Origin of the sequence: Mycobacterium sp. 1245111.1 (genome assembly GCF_001673405.1) — a bacterium.
In the GTDB taxonomy this organism is placed as follows: Bacteria; Actinomycetota; Actinomycetes; order Mycobacteriales; family Mycobacteriaceae; genus Mycobacterium.
Window position 1 is genome coordinate 1 of the sequence record NZ_LZLV01000099.1, and the last position, 18,388, is coordinate 18,388.

The window sequence follows — 18,388 nt, forward strand, 5'->3', positions numbered from 1 at the left end:
GCCACCCGCGGAAATACCCATCCGGAGGCCGAGCCCGTCGTCGTTGGGGTTGCCCAAAATGTAAGGCGCCACCAACCCGTGGTGTTTGGTGCGTCGCGGCTGCCCCAATTCGGGTGTGTATTCGGCGACCATCTGCTCGTTCATCGCGAAACCGCCGGCTGCGATCACGACCGATTTCGCTTTCACCGCACCGGTTTCGGTGAAGTGCTTCCAGGCGACGCCGACCACGGCGCCGTCTGCGTTCAGGATCAGGTTGGTGGCGCCCGTCTCGTAACGGAATTGCACGCCCAGCTCATCGGCGCGTTTGACCAATAAGTCGATCACCATCGACGCACCGCCCAACTCCCCCGGCACCGGCACCGAGTGTCCGCGCGGCGAGGGAACGGCCTGCTCGCAAAACGGCCACACCTTTTCGTTGCCGGTGTAGCTCAGGCCCTCGGTGCCCGGCGGGACGACGACCTTGCCCGGGTAGAAGCTCCGCTCGAATTGAAAACCCAAGTCCTCCAGCCAGTTGAAGTGCTCGACGCTGCCCTCGCTGTAGGCGCGGATCTTCTCGTGGTCGGGGTCACGCGACACTGCGACCAGATACTTGTACATCTCCTCGGCCGAATCCGGATGGCCGGTGGCTTGTTGAACGGCGGTTCCGCCGCCCAGGTAGAAATGTCCGCCGGCCATCGCGGTGGTGCCGCCCGCCGCCGCGGCCCGCTCCAACACCAGCACCCGCGCACCGGCGGCGGCCGCGCTCACCGCCGCGCAGCCTCCGGCGATGCCGAAACCGATCACCACCACGTCGACGTCGTCTGACCATGACGTGACGTCGTCGACGTTCAACGTTGGGGGGATGTCGGTGCTCAACGCTGCTCCTGCTTGACGTAGTCGAAAAACTGACGCATCTCCGGAGAGAAATGCGCGATCTCCACGAACGGAACCCCATACTGCGGGGCCGATATATAGGCAAACCGCACCCCGCCGGGCATCACACCCTCCTGGGGCACGGTGGCTCCTTGCTCGGCTGCCAAGGCCAGCACCGCATCGAAGTCCTCAAGCGTGTCGGACTCGACGCAAATGTGGTGCAGACCCGGTCCGCCGCGTTGCAAAAAGTCACTATAGATATTAGGCCCGCGGACCGGCGCGATGAGCTCGAGTTGCATGTCGCCGAGGTAGCTCAGCGAGATGTGGGCGACGAAGTCTGCGGGTGCGCCGAGATAGCTGCATGAGTCCGGCGCGAAATGAATGTCGGGCAGGCGCACCCACTTCTTGACGCCTAACAGGCCGGTGAGAGCCGTTTCTGTGGCGTCCAGGTCGTTGGTCACCCAGGCGGTCTGGACCGGTGACCCGAAGGAAACGCTCATCGTCTCGCAGAATAACCCAGCACCGGCTCCCGCTGAAACTACCGAAAAAATGTTGCCATCATCTGCGGTATCCGACGCCGTGGCCCGCTGGTGAACACGTTCTAGTTCGGGGTCGCAACGTGAAACGGCGGCGAGTCGACGTCGGCGTGAGTCAAGACCCCGACCAGCAGTCGTACCTGGGTGTCGAACACGGTCTGCGCGTCGGTGAGCGTGTCGGCGCCGTACTGCCCGAACACCTCGAGACTGATCGCGCCAACCACGCCGGCCCAAATCGCGAAACACTTCGCGATCACGGAATCGTCACCGGGAAAACCAAATTCGCGTCTGATGCGTTCGAAGTCGGCCGATATCGGTTGTGGTGCAGGGTGATTGGTCAGCATGATGTCGCCGGTGGCGATGCCGGCCGCTACCGCGTCGAATAATGCTCCGATTACCCGTGTTCCGGGGCCGACGGTTCGCTCGGCCGGGGCGTGATAACCGGGCACCGGACTCCCGTACAACAACGCCCAGCTGGCCGGCTGAGTAATGGCCCACCCGCGGGCGGCGTGCGCGATCGCGATGACGTCGTCGCTCCACACGTCCGGCACGGCCTCGCGGGCGCGATCCACCACGTCGGCCAGCTCGGAATACGCGTCGATGAGCAACAGCGTCAGCAACTCGTCCCGGCTGGACACGTATCGATAGACGGCGGACGACACCATGCCCAGGTCACGGGCGATCGCGCGAAGCGACAGCCCGGCAGCGCCGTGCTCGACCAGATGACGCCGACCCAGTTCGATGATCTGCGCCTCGATGCGCTCGCGCGAGTCACGCCGCTTCGTCATCAGGCCAGTTTCGCATAAATGAGATCGGTGCTCTTGTTTTTCGGGCGCAGGTGTGACAAGGTCGACGTAACAGAGAGCGCTGCTCTCTAATTGATCGAGAGAGGACACCTCCATGACAGCGCGATACGACGAGCCCAATGGCGTGGCCAAAGCCGCAAACGCGGTGATCCGCTGGCTGGCGGAGGCGGGCATCAGCATCGCGGGCACCCGGGCCCTGCGCGTACGCGGTCGCAAAACCGGCCGGACCCGCAAGGTGGTGGTCAATGTGCTGGCCGTCGGCGATGTCGACTATCTGGTGTCTCCGCGCGGCAACACCCAGTGGGCGCGCAACGTGCGGGCCGCCGGCGCAGTGGAGATGGGACCTGGCTGGCGCCGTCGCACGCTGCGGGCGACCGAGGTGCACGACGCGGCGAAGCCGGAACTGCTGCGGCGCTACCTGGATCGGTGGTACTGGGAGGTCAAAGGGCACATCGCGGGGCTGACCCCCGATTCCTCCGACGACCAGGTCAGGGCGGCCGCACCGTCGATCCCGGTCTTCGCGCTGACCGCCGACGGCTAGATCGTCGGACCGCCGACACCCACGTCTTGGCGGATCTCCTGGGTGGTGGATTGCCACGAGACCGCCGCCTGGAAGTTGCCCCACACGCTGTTGAAGATCCCGACAATCCGGGCGGGTCCCGGGCCTGACGTGAGGTAGACCGGGCCTCCCGAGTCGCCCTGTTGGCTGGCGGTGCCGTGTCCCATGGTGAACCAGCCGTTGTTGACGCTTTCCACGGTTCCGCAGGTCTCGGCGGTGACCACGCCGAAATGGCAGACGGGTTCGCCAGGCGTGACGACCAGGCCGGGGTCGACTTGCAGCGCGCGACCACCAGGCAGGATGTTGTTCACGACGACATCCGGTGCCAGGACGATCGACTCGTAATCGGAGATTTCCTGATCCGTGGTGACAAACGCGCCGTTGGGTGTGTTGTCCCGGAACGTCGCCACGTTCCCGATGACCTTGTTCTCCCGGTCGAGCACCGGGCCGTCGCTGTGGCAGTGACCCGCGCTGAACGCCACCCGCAGCCCAGGGTCCACATAGCCCAGGGTGCACAGATGGCTGCCCTGATGGATCTCCATCCCGGGAAAGACCACGATCGGATCGGCATGGGCGGACGCAGGAACAACAGCAGACATCGCCACGGCGACGACGATCGCGCCGAAAGCGCGGATTACCGGACCCCCCACCCGCCGACTCCGATCCGTCGAGGGCCAGCGCCCATTGGCCGGCCATTAGGCTCCCTAGTCGATATTAGGCGAGCAGCCCTCGGCGGGGGGGACAGTTGGAAACACGCCGACCGCGGCACGGCCGGCGCGCTCCCCATGACAATCAAGGAATGGTCAGTACCTGACCCGGCTGAATCAGATCCGGATTCGAGATGCCGCTGGCGTCGGCGATGATCTGGTATTTGTTGCCGTCGCCGTAGAACTGCTCGGCGATGGCCCACAACGTGTCACCGGACTCGACGGTGTATGTGCGCGCGGGCTCGGGTTCGGGCTCGGGCTCCGCGTGAGCGGCTTCCTCAACCGCGGGCTCCTCGGCTGCCGGTGCGGCGGCTTCCGGTTCCGGCGGCGGGGGTGCGTCGGTCTCGGTCTTGGTCGACCATGCGGCCGCGTCGCCGGAGTAGAGCACCAGATTGCGGTCGTCCTGAAGCACGAGACGCACGTTCTTCTTGCCCTTGGTGTCGGTGTGCCACACCGGCTTGTCACCCGTGTACACAACGAAGTTGCCATCGCTCTGGACCTCAGCGCGGACCACGTCTTCTCCGTTGGTCCCCGACGCCCAGATCGCGTGTCCGCGCGATGCCAGGACCAGGTTCCCGTCGTCTTGCAACGTCAGGGTGTAAGCCCCGTTGCTCGAGGTAAGCGATTCACCTTTGACAAGTTTTTGCCCCTCGGTGAGAGTGTCTCCCACAGCAATTCCCCTCTCGTGGTCAAGGCAGGCGGATACCTGCCTCGCCGTCGAACTTACTGATCTTGGCTGAGCCATGGGGGCTTTCGGATCGCTCCAATAAAAACGCCGAGTGAACAGCCGCACCGCTGAGCGATCGTCTAGCGGGACGGCGTCAGCGGTGCCGATGCCTCGGGCCGCGCGGCCGACGACGGCTGCCATCCGGGGGGTCCGAACACGTAGCCGAGCCGGTCGCGCAAACGGGTCACAGAACGGAAATCCCTGGCAATGGCCAGATATTCGTGAGTCTGCAGCTTCCACACGTTGAATGTGTCCACCTGCTTGGTCAGCCCGTAATGCGGACGGAACGTCTCTTGCCGGAAGCTGCCGAAGAGTCGATCCCAGACGATGAAAATGCCGCCGTAGTTCTTATCCAGGTATTCGGCGTCCATGCCGTGATGCACCCGATGGTGCGACGGCGTGTTCAAGACGAATTCGAAAGGGGCCCACATTCCGCCGACCCGCTCGGTGTGCACCCAGAACTGATAAATCAGGTTTACCGAGAAACTGCAGAACACCACCCACGGCGGAATGCCCAAGAGCGGCAACGGAATCCACATGAGAATCTCGCCGCTGTTGTTCCACTTCTGGCGCAGCGCGGTGGCGAAATTGAAATACTGGCTGGAGTGGTGGGCCTGATGGGTCGCCCACATCAGCCGAATCCGGTGTGCGCAGCGGTGATAGCAGTAGTAAAGCAGGTCGACACCGAGAATCGCGATCACCCAGGTGTACCAACGCGTCGCGGGCAGATGCCAGGGCGCCACGTAGGCGTAGATCGCGGCGTAGCCGATGAGCGCGACGAATTTCCAGCCCGCCGTCGTTGCCACCGAGACAAGACCCATCCGGATGCTGGCCCACGCGTCGGCCGCCAGGTAGGCGCCCGAGCCCGGACGATCAGAGTGCCGCTCGATGCGGTCGAGCTTGCGGGCCGCCGTCCACTCCAGAATCAACAACACAAGGAAGAACGGAATCGCGAACAACACCGGATCCCGCATCTGCTCGGGCAGAACGGATAGGAAACCGGCGATCGCGTCCACTCTCCCACCCTACGACGTCGTTGACCTGCGTTGAGAACGGATTGGCTAACGTGCCCGCGGCATCCGGTCGTCGTCGTCGCCGGCGTACCAATGCACCGCCTGAACGCCTTCCTGGATCGACAATTCCGCGACGAGTTGCTCGAGCCGGGCCGGCGCGTGGCCGTCGCTGAGCAGGTAGGCGGTCAACTCGACGCTGTCGTCGGCGATGCGACCGGTGTGGATGCCGCGCAGCACGAAGCGATCGCCGCCAAATCCGGTGCGCTGCACGATCTGAGCGCGCGCGTACTTTTCCGATTTGGGTCGACAGACCAGCTGCAGCTGGTACGGCTGGTCGTCCTCGTCTTCCTCGACCACGTTGTCGCGATCGATGAGATGCCCCAGCGGGCGTCCCAGCAGATGGATCACGAGAATCGCGCCGGTAGCGACCAGCGTGAACAGGTAGTGCCCGCTGGCGGCGAGCACACCCACCGCGGCCGAGCACCACAACGTTGCCGCGGTGTTGAGCCCACGAACGTTGAATCCCTCACGCAGGATCACGCCACCACCGAGGAACCCGACGCCGGAAACCACGTACGACGCCACCCGGGTGGGACTGCTGTCGTTGGTCGCAACCGCATACAGCACGAACAACGTCGCTCCGGTGGCGACCAGCGCATTGGTGCGCAGGCCTGCCCGTCGCGCCTGCCATTGCCGCTCGATTCCGATGAGGGCGCCGCAGCCCAGTCCCATCGCCAATCGCAGCGTGAACTCCGCGATGCTTATCGTCTGCATGACGCGGCCCTCCTTTCTCGTGAGCCGAGATGCCTACCAGTGTGGACGACGTCGCCCGTGATCGGCGTTAGGCCCAGTTGCGTGATGTGAAATCGGTTTTCCTGTTTCACCCGACCGCGGCCCACGACGGCACCATCGGCGGGCGGACGAGGAAGCGGTCGTCCGTGATTCCGGCGCTGGCCCCCGCGCGGGCACCCAGGCTGGCGCCAGTCGGGGCGACTCCCGGCACGCCCGCCACCTCGGGGGGCGTGGCCGACAAGGTGTTACCCGGTGCTGGGGTGACCGGCGATGCCGCCGTCGGAGCCGTGGCGGTCCAGGCGGGCGGCACCGACAACGGTCCGATGGACGTGGCTTGACCCAAGCCCGCCGCCATCGAGGAGCCTGTCGCACCGAGTCCGGCCGAACCGGAAATTCCCGTCATACCCGAGCCGAGGCCGGCTGACAGTCCCAGTGGTGAAAGTCCGCCCAGGCCTTCGTTTGTCGCCATCGCGCTGGGCCCCAGGAAGCTGCCGCTGGTCGCCAGCTGCGCCGCCTGCAGCGGGTTGATGGCTCCGGTGGAGGTCAGCGTGTTCCAGATGTTGGCGTTCGGGCCCCACGTGCTCCAGAAGGTGTCGAGCTGAGAGTTTCCCGTTGTCCCGCCGGTCAGCAGACCCTCGAGTTCGGAGAGCAGCGACGACGACGGCGTGGATGCCGCCGGTGCAGCCATCCCCTGCAGCGCGCCCGGCACGGTTGAGGTCAGCTGCGACAACGCCGCCTGCGCGCTGGAACCGGCGGCCTGAGTGCTCGCGGCCGCCTGCCCGGCGAGCGCTCCGGTCGTCGTGGTCTGCGGCGCAGCGGTGAACGACGGGACCTTGGTCGCCGACGCCGACTGTGCCGCGTACCCGTACATCGCGGCGGCGTCCTGCGCCCACATCTGGCCGTAGTGCGCCTCGGTGGCCGCGATTGCCGGTCCGTTCTGGCCCAGCAGATTCGTTGCGACCAACGACGCCAACTGAATTCGATTGGCCGCGATCACCGGCGGTGGCACGGTCATTCCGTAAGCGGCCTCGTAGGCGGCCGCTGCGGCTTGCGCCTGGTCGGCGGTCTGCTCGGCCGAAGCCGCCGTGCTGTTCATCCACGACGTGTAACGCGCGGCGGCGGCGGCCATCGCCGTCGATGCGCGTCCCTGCCAGCCCTCACCGGTCAGGTTCGACACGATCGAGCCGTAATTGGCTGCCTGCGAACGCAGTTCGGATGCCAGCTCGTTCCAGGTGGCGGCGGCAGACAGCATCGATCCCGAGCCTGGACCGGCATACATCTTGGCGGAGTTGACTTCCGGCGGGAATGCGCCGAAGTCGAATGGTGCGGTCATCATCGCGCTCCTTTTAGCTCGCTGAGCTCGCGTTGGCGGCCTCGGTGGCGGCGTACGAATCGGCGCTTGTGCCCAACGCGTCGACGAACAACTCGTGTACAGCCTCGGCGTGAGCGCTGACCGCCTGATACATCGCGGCCTGCGACACGAATTGCGCTGCGGTCAAGGTCGATATCTCGTCGGCAGCGGCTGGGACCACACCGGTCGTCGGGCCCACCGCCGCCGCATTCTGTGCCGCGAGTTCCGAACCGATGCCGGCAAGTTGGCTAGCCGCGGTCGACAGCAACTCGGGCTGAGTCGTCACAAAAGTCATCGGGCGCTCCTTAACGAGGGCAGGTTGAAGCCGCGTCTGTGTCACGGCGCGACAGATTGACACGCGCACGAAAAATCAAGCGCGCGTGAGTAATTGAAACGGCGAAAGCCGAGTTAACGGGTGGAGAGGGCGCCGGGGTCGGGTCTCGACGAACCGGTCGCCGATCTCGGATACGGACTATCGCTCGGACTCAATTCGCCTCACCTCCTCGCGGCCAGGGCACACAGGGGTGCCGACACGGTGCACGCGGGACGAGACGGAACCGGCAGACGAGCCAGCCGCCGCACCCCTCTCGACAGAGCTTTGGCACTGCGCGGCGTATCCCGAAAACCCGGAAGCCACTTGGGCTCAACCCTTAAGCCGGGAAGAGCTGTCCTGACCCTGGGCGTCTTTCGACATTTGAGGTCAGTGGCCTGTATCCGCGCAGACGCCTCACCTAGCGAGGTGCTTGCTTGGGCCATGGTTCCACCCGGATCGACGGGAGTCAACTCGGTGCCGGGGCGAACTCAAACATGCGGCTGGCCGAACGCGCCGGTTCTAGCACCAGATGCTTGCCGACTGAGCGCCGAAAGGCGCTGTACACCAACGGTTTCAGTCAGTCTTCTTTTCGGCCACCGCCGCGCTGAGTCCCTCGTTGAGGTCGTCGCGCGTCAATTCCTTGAACCGGCGCAACTGGTTGTCGCTGAACTCATGGAAATCGCTCGCCAGCACGGCGTCGAGATCCTCGTCGTCGAGGCGGAAGCTGCGGTGATCGCGGGCCTTCTCCACCACGTTGCGCACGAACCCGGCGTTTCCCAACGTATCGATGCCGCGGATCAGGTCGCCGTCCGGCGAAATGGTCTCGTCCTCATAAAACCTGGTGTAGGCGGGCAGCAAACTCTCCACGGCGTCATCGGTGATGATGTCCTCGTTCTCGCGGCCCATCAGCTGGGTCAGCGCGACGAGTTCCTTTGGGTTGTAGCTGAAGAATTCGATGACGGTGGAAAACCGGCGTCGCAGACCCTGGTTGACCTCGAGCATCTTGTCCATCGCCTTGGCGTACCCGGCTCCGAAAACCACCAGTTCGTCGCGATGATTCTCCATGTAGAGCAGCAGGGTGTTGATGATCGCGTTACCGTACGCGTCACCCGTCGAGTAGCCACTTTCGTGCAGGTTGTGCATCTCGTCGAAGAACACCGCTCCGCCGCGCGCCTCCTCGAGCATTTCTTCGGTGTTCTTTTCCGCGTCCGCCATGTAGCGGCCCAACAGCTTCGCGCGGCTGGTCTCCACCACCAACGGCTTTCGCAGCACGGTCAAGCCACACAGTTGCTTCGAAAAAGCCCGCGCCACAGACGTTTTGCCGGTACCGGGCGGCCCCAACAGCAACGTGTGGCGCGACGTCACAGGGACCGGCAGACCCATCTTCGCGCGGGCCAGGTTCACCTTCGTGGTGGACTTGATCAGCTTGATTTCCCGCTTGGCCGCTTCCATGCCGAGCATCGCGTTGAGCTCGGCATCCCCTTCGTCGAGATACTTCTTGGCCATCTCTGCATGCCGGGCGGCCTCGGCTTGCTCGCGCGTCGGTGCGCTATCCGCGTCCCACGGATCCGTGCGTGCCTCGATGGTTTCCGGGTCGGTGAGCACCAGCCGGAAGCTCGGGTTGTCCAGCGCCTCGCGGGCCGGCGTGAACTTCGCGTCGCGGGAGTACACCCGGCGCAGGCTCTCGATGGCCTCGTCTTCGCGGCCGAGGTGCCGGAAGCACATCCCCTGGGTGTACATCGCAACGTTGGCCGCGCTGGGCACCCGGTCGCCCTCGATCGCTTCCTGGGCTCGTCGGGTCGCCTCCTCGAACACACCGAGCGAAGCAAGCGCGGTGGTTGCCATCGCCGCACCGGCCGCCTTCAACTCGGGGTGACGCCAACCGGCCCCCGGCGGGAACTGGACGAGCACGTCCGGCCAGCGGCCGGTGCGGAAATACAGCAGCCCGCGCACGTACTTGATCAGTTCCTCGTCCGAGGCGTTACGGGGAGTGATGGAATCCAGCAACTCGGCCGCTTCGGCGTACCGCTTCGCCTCGCTGAGGGCGGCCGCGTAACTGGCGCCCAGCGATTCCACGCTGGTTGCCGCCAGCTTCAGGAACATCCCGTCGGAAACCTCGGGGCGGAACTCCAACTCCGTCAGCCCCAACCGGCGGATCTCCCAACCGAAGGTCCGCACGGATTGCCACGCGCCGGCGAGCACTTCGATGCTCTGGTCGCCGGCCAACAGTCGCGCCAGCCAGGCGTCGCACATCTCCGGGTCGAGACTGGTGGCCGTCGTGAACATGCGCAACGCCACCTGCGGATTATGGCTGGGCTGAAGCCCGTTGACCGAGATGCCGGATGCTAGGAGCCCCGCCACCATCGCGTTGCGGGAGTCCGGCGCGGTGGTCTGCGGTCGCGTCATCCTGTCATCGTAAGGCTTAGGCGTTGGCCGCCTGCGCCCCCGCTGCAGCACCAACCGGAACCAGAATGTCCTCGTTGCGGGTCAACGTGCGGCTCGGCATCGGCAGCGGCCGGCGCGACGTCGGCGCCGGGAGACTGGCGGCCACCGCGCCGAGCTGGCGCCCGGTGAGCCGGTTCAAACCGCTGAAGGCCTCTTTCCGCAGCCGCTGGTGGCTGTGGTAGCGCACCCACACCGACACGTCGGCCTCGTGGCCCTCCGCGATGATGCGAATCGTCATGACGGTCACATCGGCGTCGGTGAGCCACAGCTCCTCGAGCGTCTCGCTGGTGATGTCGCCGGGCGACACCCAGAAGCTCGTGACGAAGCCGTCCGGGGTCTTCAGGTAGCGCCAGAACGGGCGGACGTGAGCCGGTTGCAGCCCGGCGAGAACGGCATCGTCGACCTCGGCGATCTCGTCCGCGGTCAGTGGTTTGGCGGCGCAGCTGCGTCCGTCCAAGTCGTGCGCCAGGCGCTCGGCGGCGGCGGCCAGCGTGCAGGCCACCGAATCACGGGCGGCGACGGCGCTCACATTGTGCTGCGGGTCCATCCGAAGCACCAGCCAGGTCTTGCGCTCGTCGATCGGACGGCGTTCGCGACCGTTGCCGAAGTCGTCGCTGGCGGCGGCCTGAACGCCCTTGGCGCCCCGGCGCGTTCCGACCGAGACGATGTCGACGCTGTCCAAACGCACGTCGAATTGACGCAGCGAGCTGACCACGGCTTCCAGCGGAATGCTGGCGGTCAACCCGTCACGGTGGCGGTGCCGGCCGGCTTCACCCGTGCCATCTACGGCGATCACCGCGACCAGCTGGTTGTCGTACTCGCGGATTCCGACCGTTTCGCGGCTGAATTGGCGGCGGTGATCGGTGGCCGGGGTGCAGCCGACGGTCAGCGCCTCGGGGTCGGCGTACCAGTTCCGCACTCGGGCGATCGGGGCCGAAGACACCGGCACTCCCCCGTTGGTGAGCAGGGCGACCGCGGTCACGATGACGGCGAGGCCGACACCGATCCAGAAGCAGAGGTTGCGACCGGCCTGCCATGAGTCGGGCAGATGGCTCGCAATCACCAACAGCGCAACATCAATCAGGAACACCGTGGTGACCCGCGCCCACGAGAGCGACAGCCCGTACTCGCGTTGCGCCTTCATTCCTGTCTCCCTGCTGTTTTCCTCATCAAGACGGCTCCGCCGAAGACCAGACCGACGAGCACCAGTGCTGCACCCAACCCGCCGGCGGCAACCCACACCGGGGTCATGTTGCGCGGGGGCGGAGCCGGCGGCAGCTTCAGCGGCTTCGCTGAATCCTTCGGCAGGATAGAGCCTTCGGGCACATCCCAAGTCAGTGCGGCAACCGGATCGACGATCCCGTGGCCGACCTGGTTGTCGACCCCGCGAGCGGGTGCCCGCGCGGTGCGAATCAGCCGATCGATGATCTGATGCGCGGACAGGTTCGGGTATTTGGCCCGCACCAGAGCCGCCACACCGGACACGATCGCGGTCGAAAAGCTGGTCCCCGCCGGCACCAACAAGGTGTTGTCCGGACCGTCAATTGCGTTGATCAGGTTGTCATCTCGCGGCGAGAGCCCGACCACGTCGGTGCCGGGCGCTGCTATCCCCACCCACGGCCCGGCCACACTCAGCTTGTCCATCGGTGTGCCGGAGGCGTCCACTGCGCCGACGGTCAAGACGTAGTCGCTGTACCAGGACGGAGTCACCACGGTAGTCACGCCGTTCCAATCGCGAGAGTCGTTGGGGTGCAACGGATCAACCAATGGGTTCTCTTTGCAGTCACGCTGGCTGGTGTCACCTGCGGCCGCGACGATCACGGCGTCCTTGTCGACCGCGGCGTACCGCACCGCGGCACCAAGGTCGGGGGCGTCGATCAGGCTGCGCGCGCTCATGCACATCACTTGCGAGATGTTGATCACCTGCGCGCCCATGTTCGCCGCGTGCACGATCGCGCGCGCCATCGTGAAGATGTTGTCCCGCTTCTGCCGCGTCTGCGGGTCCTCGTCACCGGTGTAGGCATCCTTGAGCCCAAAAGCCTGGCTGGACTGGCGGATTGAGATCAGGTCGACGTCCGGGGCGATACCGCTGTAGGCGTCGCTCGGTGCCGGCGGTGGTGGTGGGTCCAACGGTCGCGGGTAGTCCACCGATACGACCTGGCCGTGCCTGCTGCCGGAGTAGCCGGGCAGCACCGCGTGGCCGTGCCCGTGGTTGGCTGCCCCGGGTGCCTTGGGCGCCGCGGGCGGGCACCATGGACATGCCGGAGCTTCCTCCGACGGCGATGCCGGTGGGGCCGGAACCATCGTGATGGTCTGCGGCGGCGGCGGAGCCACGCTGATCGTCTGGGGTGGTGGGGCCGGCGGTGGTGGTTCCTTGGTCGGGACCGGTGGTGGGCGCCGAGGTGCGGGTCCGCCGGCGACCCCTTCGGTTCCCGGGGCGGCGCCGATCATCGATGCCACCAGCGTTCCATGTGCGTCGCAGTCGGACAGCCCGTCTCCGCCACCCATCACGTAGTCGCCGCCCCCGATCAGGTGTGGCAACCGCGGGTGTGGCGTGACGCCGGTGTCGATCACGGCGACCTTCACGCCGGCACCACGCCCGAACTTCCACGCCTCGTTCAGGTTGAGCATGTCCATGTACTTCGGCTGAACCCGAAAGTCGGTGCCCGGCAACACCCCAACTTCGGTGCAGTACGAGTTCTGCTTCATCGGCTGGCCGGGGCCCGGCGCACCGTCCGGGGGTGTGGCGGCTGGGTCGATGTGAGGCGGGTTGATCGCGTAGGCCGGCGAGCCGGACAACGCGACGGTGGCGACGATCAGGGTGGAGCCGGCGACTGCGGCCGCGCGAAGCGGCCGCAGTCGTCGACTACCGGTAGCGAATCGCGGCATAGACGTTCATCAACCACAATGCCAGCGGGAAGATCGGCATCAGGCAGAGGTATTCGACCCATTCCACGAGCTTGCGGAACAGCGGGCTGTAGATGGTGTTGGGCACCGTCGCCGCTGCCGTCAGACCCGCCGCGGGCAGGAGCACCGCGATCCCGGCCGTTACGGCGATCGAGGCAGTCGAAGACAGCACCAGCGAGTAGCGGACGACGACCACGCCGACGATCAGGACCGATGTCACCGCGAGAATGATTGCCTGCCAACGGTCTACGTAGGAGCGTCCGCGCAGCATCAGGAAGCCCGCGGTGCTGGCCACCAGCAGCAGGGGCAGCCAGCGGTCGGCGGTGCGCGGGTCGGACACGCCGGCCAGCGAGAAGATGGTCAGCACGCCGAGGCCAACCAGCAGACCGGTCAGGAATGACCGGGCCCGCTCGGCCCGCAACACCACGTCCTGGATGGACTCCGGGCCTGCCAGCGTCGGGCGGCCGCCGTCAACGCCGTGCGTGACCGTGGTCGGCAGGTCCGGCCGAGCCTCGAACACCCACCGGCTGGTGGCCGACGGGAAGACCGGCAACCGGATGCCGGACAACCACCGCGACATCGCCGGTGCGCTGTGGTAGCCGAACACGCAGACCAGCAGGATGGTGGTCAGCAGCGTCACCGCGCCGGTGTTGAACGCCATCCGGCACAGGCTCGCGATGGTCGCGATCAGCGACACCGTGACGATCGCAGTACCGGTGCCCAACCGACGGCCGGTGAAACGCATGATCAGCATCGCTGCGACGGTGGTCACGGCAAAGCCCATGACCGCGTGGGGCGAGCCGACCGGTCCGGGAGGAGCGGAGGCGGCGGCGATCGCCAGCGGTGCGATGCCACTCCACAGCAGCATGTCGCCGGCGCGACGGTTCTGCGGGGTGTGCGCGCGGTTCAGGATCAACAGCGCGACGGTGAACACGAGCACCGCGATCACAAAGGCGTACGGCGCCGGCAGCCAGGAGTCGTGCTTGTAACGGAACCAGCTCAGCAGCAGCGAGGCGAGCACCACCCCGCTGCCGACCATCGCCGCGCCGACCTGGATCGCCACCGACGGGTTGATCGAGGAGAACCGCTTGCTCAGGTTGACCGAGACGGCCGTCGAGATGTGCTCGATGACCTGCGAGCGGTGCTCGGTGTCTTCAACGAAGCGCAGCCACAGCCGGTCGCCGTCGTAGACGTCCTGCTCGGTGAGCGACTGGGTGGCCCGCAACGGCGTGCCGTCGACCAGGCACAATGCCCATCGGCCGCGCTGCTTGGCTTCCAGCGCCGCGAGGCCCAGTTCCCGCAGTCGGACGTTGACGACCTTCAGCAACGGATCGACCATCACCGAAACCGGGGCGTTGGCGTCCAGCAGGACGCCGATCTGTACGCCCTCGCCGGCGATGATGCCGATGACGGCCGACTGAGGCGTCGAAACTAGCTCTGCGCCAGGCTGTGAGGCCTCGGCTACTGCGGTCATCGGTGCACCCCTTTGTCGACGAATTGTGGGTCCATGTGTATTGCCTCGCTATGTGGATTACGACGTCTCGTCGTAATTTGCTGAGCAGATTCTAAAAGGATTTCGCGGCATCCGCATCTTCGCTAAATGCTGCATCGAAAATCCTTGGCGTGCACGGTATCTGCGTAACAATCAGTTAAACTCTGCTGTGCGTTTTCCACTCTCCGTAGGGAAGGGTTTCCAGGACGGTCTTCACGCCGACCTGGACCAACTGCGGAGTTGCTGGGCAGATCGCGAGCCAGGCCTCGTTCGAACCCGCCGTGCGGGCCTGCTGATACATCGCGATTCGGCCGCCTGAGCCGTCCTTCAGCGACAGCACCGAGGCGCTCGGCGCCTTGTCGTCGTCGCGGTATTGCCTGGCGTAGACCGCAGCCTCGGCGGCCGGGTCCGACAGCGCCTGGCCGAGAGCGGCCACGGTCGCTGCGCTGATACCCAGCCGGCGCAGATCCCCGCCGGAGAAGACGTTAAACCCGGAACTCTGCCAGGCTTTCGTGATTTCGAGCATTTCTTCGAGCGGCACGTTGACCGCGTTGATGGCCGCTGGCTCGGCGTGGTGAATGGACTCCAGCGCATCGAAGACCAGGGTCGCGATCGAGGTGGTGTCGGCGATCGCAACGTCGTCGACGGTGATTTCGTCGCCGACTCGCACGGCCGACACCCAGTGCTGACCGCGACGCGCCAGCAGCACGCGAAATTCATTGTCCGGGATGTCACGCGAGCCCACCTGCTCCTCGGCGCCACCCTCTTCTTTTTCCTTGACGCCGTAGAGCAATTTGCCGCGCGACAACAGTGCGACGATTTCAAGATCGGGCGCGGCAAGGACGCGCATTCGGGCGGCTACCGCCTCGTTAACCGTCTCGCCTTCCACAATGCCGTGTTCGCGCATGACCGCCATGCCCGGATGCTGGTTGAGCCAGTCCATGGAATCTGTGGAGACGAATGGCCGACATCGCAACTCGGGTGCGACGTGGCGAATGTCCAGCAACGCTTGCAACATCCAGAAACCCTCGACATTGACGGTGATGTCGGTGCGTGTGGTCTGATCCATTCGCTTCTCTCGTGTAGATGGTTTTGCGGCTATCGCACGACGCGGCAGCACACCTTAATCGGTGTGCTGCCGCGCCCTGTGCTGACTGTCAGGCCCAGCTTGAGCCCACAGCGGAGTCGGTGGACGACATGTTGTTGCCTGCCGTCTGCACCTTCTGGCCGTGGGAGTTGGCCTGCTCGTAGATCACCTGGAAGTTCCGACCCAACTGGGTGATGAACTCCTGGCAAGCCACCGAACCCGAGCCACCCCAGAAGTCACCGGCGGCCAGGACATCGCGCACGATGCTCTGGTGCTCGGCTTCCAGCGAAGCGGCCTGGGCGCGGATCAACGCGCCGTGGGCGTCGACATCACCGAACTGGTAGCTAATCGACATTTATCTATCCTCCTGTGTGTGAAAGCTTACGCTGGTCAGCGAGCTAGCTGCTCAAGATCTGCTGAGAACTCTGCTCTTGGGCCTCGTAGTTGTTCGCGTCGCGGATCAACCCGTCGCGCACCCCGTGCAGCATGTTCACGATGTTGCGAAACGCCGTGTTCATCTGACCCATGGTGTCGTAGCTGGTGGCCTGAGCGGTACCGCTCCAACCCGCACCGGCGATGTTCTGGCTCGACGCCCACATCTTGCGAGCCTCGTCCTCAACGGTCTGCGCGTGCACGTCGAAACGGCCCGCCATCGCCCGCATCTCGTGCGGGTCAGTCATAAAACGCGTAGGCACTTAACTTTCTCCTTGCTTGAGTAGTGATTGACGGCGATAAACGTGGTAGTCGGAACGGTTACCTGAGGTAACCGCCGACTTGAAACACACGGCTGGTCCCCCCTTCCCCGCGTAATGGCTGCCACCGGGTGTGGAGCCACAGTGGGATGGTCTTCATATAGGCGGCGATCAGCCTGCGGCGGCGGCGTTGGCGGCCTCGGTGGCCGCGTATGAACCGGCGCTGGTGCCCAGCGTGTTGACGAACGCTTCGTGGATTGCCGCCGCCTGAGCGCTCACCGCCTGGTAGAGCTGCGCGTGAGCGGCGAACTGAGCGGCGGTCAGGGCCGAAACCTCGTCGGCCGCGGCCGGAACCACGCCCGTCGTCGGAGCCGCTGCGGCCGTGTTCTGCGCGTTGAGAGCTGAGCCGATTCCCTGAAGGCTGGTGGCCGCGGCCGATAGTGCCTCCGGCTGTGTGGTCACGAACGACATTCGGGGATCCTCCTGAGTCAGTTCCGGCGGTCTGTTCGTGGATGAGAATAGACGGGCACACGGCCGTGTGCCGGGGCTGACGCTGGGTGTTTGCAACTGTTCACCCGCTAGCAACAACTGTTCATCTGCGGTAACAGCGGGGTAACGGACGCGGCTCCGCGGCGTCCGGTCGTGACGGCCGAACGGGCTCCTGAAGTGCTCAAATGCGCAGTGCGCGGGCGGGCTCTGTTCGACACGGGTTGATCAAGGCGTGGACGGCGCGGACCTTCGGCGCGGCGAAAAAATCTAAGCGCGGATAACGTCCGCGACGGCGCCCGGCGGCCATGGTCAGAGGCCACCCCGTTTCGCCGGGCTGTGGGGCGCTGGCTCAGCCGAGACGCAGCGGGAGTTCCTTGAGCGCGAACGTTTTGCTGGGGAACTTGATTTCGGGCTCGTAGTCAGGTGCCAGTTCGAATTCGGAAATTCTCTTGAGCCACTCGTCGACGATCACTGTCAGTTCCATGCGCGCCAGGTGCGATCCCAGGCAGCGGTGCGGGCCGCCGCCAAACCCCCAGTGCCGGTGCACCTTACCGTCCATCGTGAGTTCGTCGGTCGAGATCGCATCGCTGCCGTCGCGGTTGATCAAGGCCATGCACAAGAAGACCGACGAGCCCGCGGGCAACGTCATTCCACCGACGACGACGGTTTCGGTCAGTACCCGTGGCGCCACCGGCGCCGACGGCTCCAGCCGCACGATCTCTTCGATGAAAACCCTGATCTGCCTTGGGTTATCGCGGAGCTGTTCGCGCAACTGTGGTCTTCGCGCCAACTCAAGCAGGGCAAAGCCGATCGCCGCGGTCACGGTGTCCAGTCCCGCCAGAATCAGCAGATGGCTCATGCCTAGCAGTTCGATGTCCGTGAACTGGCCTTCGCTGTGCATCACGGTGGACAACATGTCCGAGCCGGGGTTTTCCCGGCGCTGTCGGATCGCGTCCATCAAGTAGTGGTACATCGCCTGCGCCGCGGCGGCGACGTCGGCCTGGGAGGCGAATGGGTCGTCGGAGAGCACCGCGTTTTTCCAGGCGATTATCCGGTCGCGGTCCTCCAACGGCAGACCGTAGAGATCCAGAAATACCTGGTAGGGGTATATCCTAGCGAGGTCTTTCATCACCTCGCATTCACTACCGCCGGCCATCGCGTCGATCATGTCCGCGGCGTGGCGAACCAGCACCGGTCGCGACTTACTCAACCCGTGCGGGCTGAAAAACGGCTGGAGGATCCTGCGGTACCGCGTGTGCTCTGGCGGGTCGAATCCCAACGGGATCACTGGAATTGGGCTTCCCGGTGGTTGAAGCGCCAGTCGAGCAGAGAAAACGTTGGGACTGCGCAACGCCGCCAGCACGTCCTCACGGCGGGTGAGGTAGTAGTAGCCGTTCATGAAGACCACGGGTCCGGCGTCGCGCAGAACCTTCCACCCGGCGCCACGGTCAACGGCCATCGGCAGCGAGTAGTAATCCAGCCGCGGAAGGTGAAAGCCGGTGCCGTACAGGCTTTCATCAGTGGTGCTCATGTACGTGATCTTTCGTCGCAGGTTGGTTCGTCGTCTCCGGCGCCGTGGCGGGCGACTGTAGACATCGTATGCGGCCCAATGCGGTTCGG

At 65.3% G+C, this 18,388-nt stretch carries 19 protein-coding genes and 1 riboswitch; of the genes, 1 reads left to right on the forward strand and 18 read right to left on the reverse strand.

The genetic code is table 11. The features are described 5' to 3' along the window. The 3 genes from A5658_RS14345 to A5658_RS14355 all read right to left on the reverse strand — a co-directional run. On the reverse strand, positions 1-855 hold an 855-nt coding region (locus A5658_RS14345), incomplete at its 3' end, for an FAD-binding protein (RefSeq protein ID WP_156751467.1). Continuing rightward, positions 852-1,352 (reverse strand): VOC family protein, encoded by a 501-nt coding sequence (locus tag A5658_RS14350; protein ID WP_067335997.1) that lies wholly within the window; start codon positions 1,350-1,352, stop codon positions 852-854. The genes A5658_RS14350 and A5658_RS14345, both read right to left, overlap by 4 nt. A gap of 101 nt (positions 1,353-1,453) precedes the next feature. Then, a complete protein-coding gene (locus tag A5658_RS14355; RefSeq protein ID WP_067336000.1) occupies positions 1,454-2,176 on the reverse strand; it encodes a TetR/AcrR family transcriptional regulator in 723 nt (240 codons plus the stop codon). A gap of 112 nt (positions 2,177-2,288) precedes the next feature. Here A5658_RS14355 and A5658_RS14360 point away from each other — a divergent pair, with 112 nt between their 5' ends. Then, positions 2,289-2,735, forward strand: coding sequence for a nitroreductase/quinone reductase family protein (locus A5658_RS14360; protein WP_067336003.1), 447 nt, complete (start codon positions 2,289-2,291; stop codon positions 2,733-2,735). Here the strand turns inward: A5658_RS14360 and A5658_RS14365 are convergent. The 15 genes from A5658_RS14365 to A5658_RS14435 form a co-directional block, all read right to left on the reverse strand. Then, entirely contained in the window at positions 2,732-3,352 is a 621-nt protein-coding gene (locus A5658_RS14365; RefSeq protein WP_067336237.1) for a hypothetical protein, read from the reverse strand. The two genes, A5658_RS14360 and A5658_RS14365, sit on opposite strands and share 4 nt — an antisense overlap. A gap of 193 nt (positions 3,353-3,545) precedes the next feature. Next, entirely contained in the window at positions 3,546-4,130 is a 585-nt protein-coding gene (locus tag A5658_RS14370) for a LysM peptidoglycan-binding domain-containing protein (RefSeq protein ID WP_067336006.1), read from the reverse strand. 137 nt (positions 4,131-4,267) lie between these two features. Next, a complete protein-coding gene (locus A5658_RS14375; protein WP_067336010.1) occupies positions 4,268-5,203 on the reverse strand; it encodes a sterol desaturase family protein in 936 nt (311 codons plus the stop codon). A 45-nt stretch (positions 5,204-5,248) separates the two neighbouring features. Further along, the gene (locus tag A5658_RS14380; RefSeq protein WP_067336013.1) at positions 5,249-5,974 is read right to left on the reverse strand and encodes an MgtC/SapB family protein; all 726 of its coding nucleotides are present in this window, start codon (positions 5,972-5,974) and stop codon (positions 5,249-5,251) included. 106 nt (positions 5,975-6,080) lie between these two features. Then, a complete protein-coding gene (locus tag A5658_RS14385; protein WP_067336243.1) occupies positions 6,081-7,325 on the reverse strand; it encodes a PPE family protein in 1,245 nt (414 codons plus the stop codon). A 13-nt stretch (positions 7,326-7,338) separates the two neighbouring features. Then, positions 7,339-7,638 carry a PE family protein gene (locus tag A5658_RS14390; protein WP_067336028.1) on the reverse strand — a complete coding sequence of 100 codons (300 nt, stop codon included), beginning with the start codon at positions 7,636-7,638 and terminating at the stop codon, positions 7,339-7,341. Positions 7,639-7,918: 280 nt separating this feature from the next. Then, positions 7,919-8,089: riboswitch (M-box (ykoK) riboswitch) on the reverse strand. Positions 8,090-8,229: 140 nt separating this feature from the next. Then, positions 8,230-10,062, reverse strand: a complete 1,833-nt coding sequence (eccA, locus tag A5658_RS14395; RefSeq protein ID WP_067336030.1) for a type VII secretion AAA-ATPase EccA — start codon at positions 10,060-10,062, stop codon at positions 8,230-8,232. A gap of 16 nt (positions 10,063-10,078) precedes the next feature. Further along, entirely contained in the window at positions 10,079-11,245 is a 1,167-nt protein-coding gene (gene eccE, locus A5658_RS14400; protein ID WP_067336033.1) for a type VII secretion protein EccE, read from the reverse strand. Next, a complete protein-coding gene (gene mycP, locus A5658_RS14405; protein ID WP_067336037.1) occupies positions 11,242-12,990 on the reverse strand; it encodes a type VII secretion-associated serine protease mycosin in 1,749 nt (582 codons plus the stop codon). The genes eccE and mycP overlap by 4 nt, the downstream gene beginning before the upstream one ends. Further along, positions 12,968-14,482: a type VII secretion integral membrane protein EccD gene (gene eccD / locus A5658_RS14410; RefSeq protein ID WP_067336041.1), complete on the reverse strand. Its 1,515-nt coding sequence runs from the start codon at positions 14,480-14,482 to the stop codon at positions 12,968-12,970. The genes mycP and eccD overlap by 23 nt, the downstream gene beginning before the upstream one ends. Before the next feature lie 175 nt (positions 14,483-14,657). Then, positions 14,658-15,569, reverse strand: a complete 912-nt coding sequence (locus tag A5658_RS14415) for an ESX secretion-associated protein EspG (protein ID WP_067336043.1) — start codon at positions 15,567-15,569, stop codon at positions 14,658-14,660. Positions 15,570-15,657: 88 nt separating this feature from the next. Next, positions 15,658-15,942, reverse strand: a complete 285-nt coding sequence (locus A5658_RS14420) for a WXG100 family type VII secretion target (protein ID WP_067336045.1) — start codon at positions 15,940-15,942, stop codon at positions 15,658-15,660. 43 nt (positions 15,943-15,985) lie between these two features. Continuing rightward, the gene (locus A5658_RS14425; RefSeq protein WP_067336047.1) at positions 15,986-16,282 is read right to left on the reverse strand and encodes a WXG100 family type VII secretion target; all 297 of its coding nucleotides are present in this window, start codon (positions 16,280-16,282) and stop codon (positions 15,986-15,988) included. Positions 16,283-16,450: 168 nt separating this feature from the next. Continuing rightward, a complete protein-coding gene (locus A5658_RS14430; RefSeq protein WP_067336055.1) occupies positions 16,451-16,750 on the reverse strand; it encodes a PE family protein in 300 nt (99 codons plus the stop codon). Positions 16,751-17,117: 367 nt separating this feature from the next. Further along, positions 17,118-18,299, reverse strand: a complete 1,182-nt coding sequence (locus tag A5658_RS14435) for a cytochrome P450 (protein WP_067336056.1) — start codon at positions 18,297-18,299, stop codon at positions 17,118-17,120. Positions 18,300-18,388: the final 89 nt, after the last annotated feature.

Coding starts and splice junctions, on each gene's coding strand:
- A5658_RS14350 (WP_067335997.1), bottom strand. CDS start 1,352: ATGAGCGTTTCCTTCGGGTCACCGGTCCAGACCGCCTGGGTGACCAAC.
- A5658_RS14360 (WP_067336003.1), top strand. CDS start 2,289: ATGACAGCGCGATACGACGAGCCCAATGGCGTGGCCAAAGCCGCAAAC.
- eccA (WP_067336030.1), bottom strand. CDS start 10,062: ATGACGCGACCGCAGACCACCGCGCCGGACTCCCGCAACGCGATGGTG.
- A5658_RS14435 (WP_067336056.1), bottom strand. CDS start 18,299: ATGAGCACCACTGATGAAAGCCTGTACGGCACCGGCTTTCACCTTCCG.
- A5658_RS14420 (WP_067336045.1), bottom strand. CDS start 15,942: ATGTCGATTAGCTACCAGTTCGGTGATGTCGACGCCCACGGCGCGTTG.
- A5658_RS14365 (WP_067336237.1), bottom strand. CDS start 3,352: ATGTCTGCTGTTGTTCCTGCGTCCGCCCATGCCGATCCGATCGTGGTC.
- A5658_RS14390 (WP_067336028.1), bottom strand. CDS start 7,638: ATGACTTTTGTGACGACTCAGCCCGAGTTGCTGTCGACCGCGGCTAGC.
- eccE (WP_067336033.1), bottom strand. CDS start 11,245: ATGAAGGCGCAACGCGAGTACGGGCTGTCGCTCTCGTGGGCGCGGGTC.
- mycP (WP_067336037.1), bottom strand. CDS start 12,990: ATGCCGCGATTCGCTACCGGTAGTCGACGACTGCGGCCGCTTCGCGCG.
- A5658_RS14355 (WP_067336000.1), bottom strand. CDS start 2,176: ATGACGAAGCGGCGTGACTCGCGCGAGCGCATCGAGGCGCAGATCATC.
- eccD (WP_067336041.1), bottom strand. CDS start 14,482: ATGACCGCAGTAGCCGAGGCCTCACAGCCTGGCGCAGAGCTAGTTTCG.
- A5658_RS14415 (WP_067336043.1), bottom strand. CDS start 15,569: ATGGATCAGACCACACGCACCGACATCACCGTCAATGTCGAGGGTTTC.
- A5658_RS14385 (WP_067336243.1), bottom strand. CDS start 7,325: ATGACCGCACCATTCGACTTCGGCGCATTCCCGCCGGAAGTCAACTCC.
- A5658_RS14430 (WP_067336055.1), bottom strand. CDS start 16,750: ATGTCGTTCGTGACCACACAGCCGGAGGCACTATCGGCCGCGGCCACC.
- A5658_RS14380 (WP_067336013.1), bottom strand. CDS start 5,974: ATGCAGACGATAAGCATCGCGGAGTTCACGCTGCGATTGGCGATGGGA.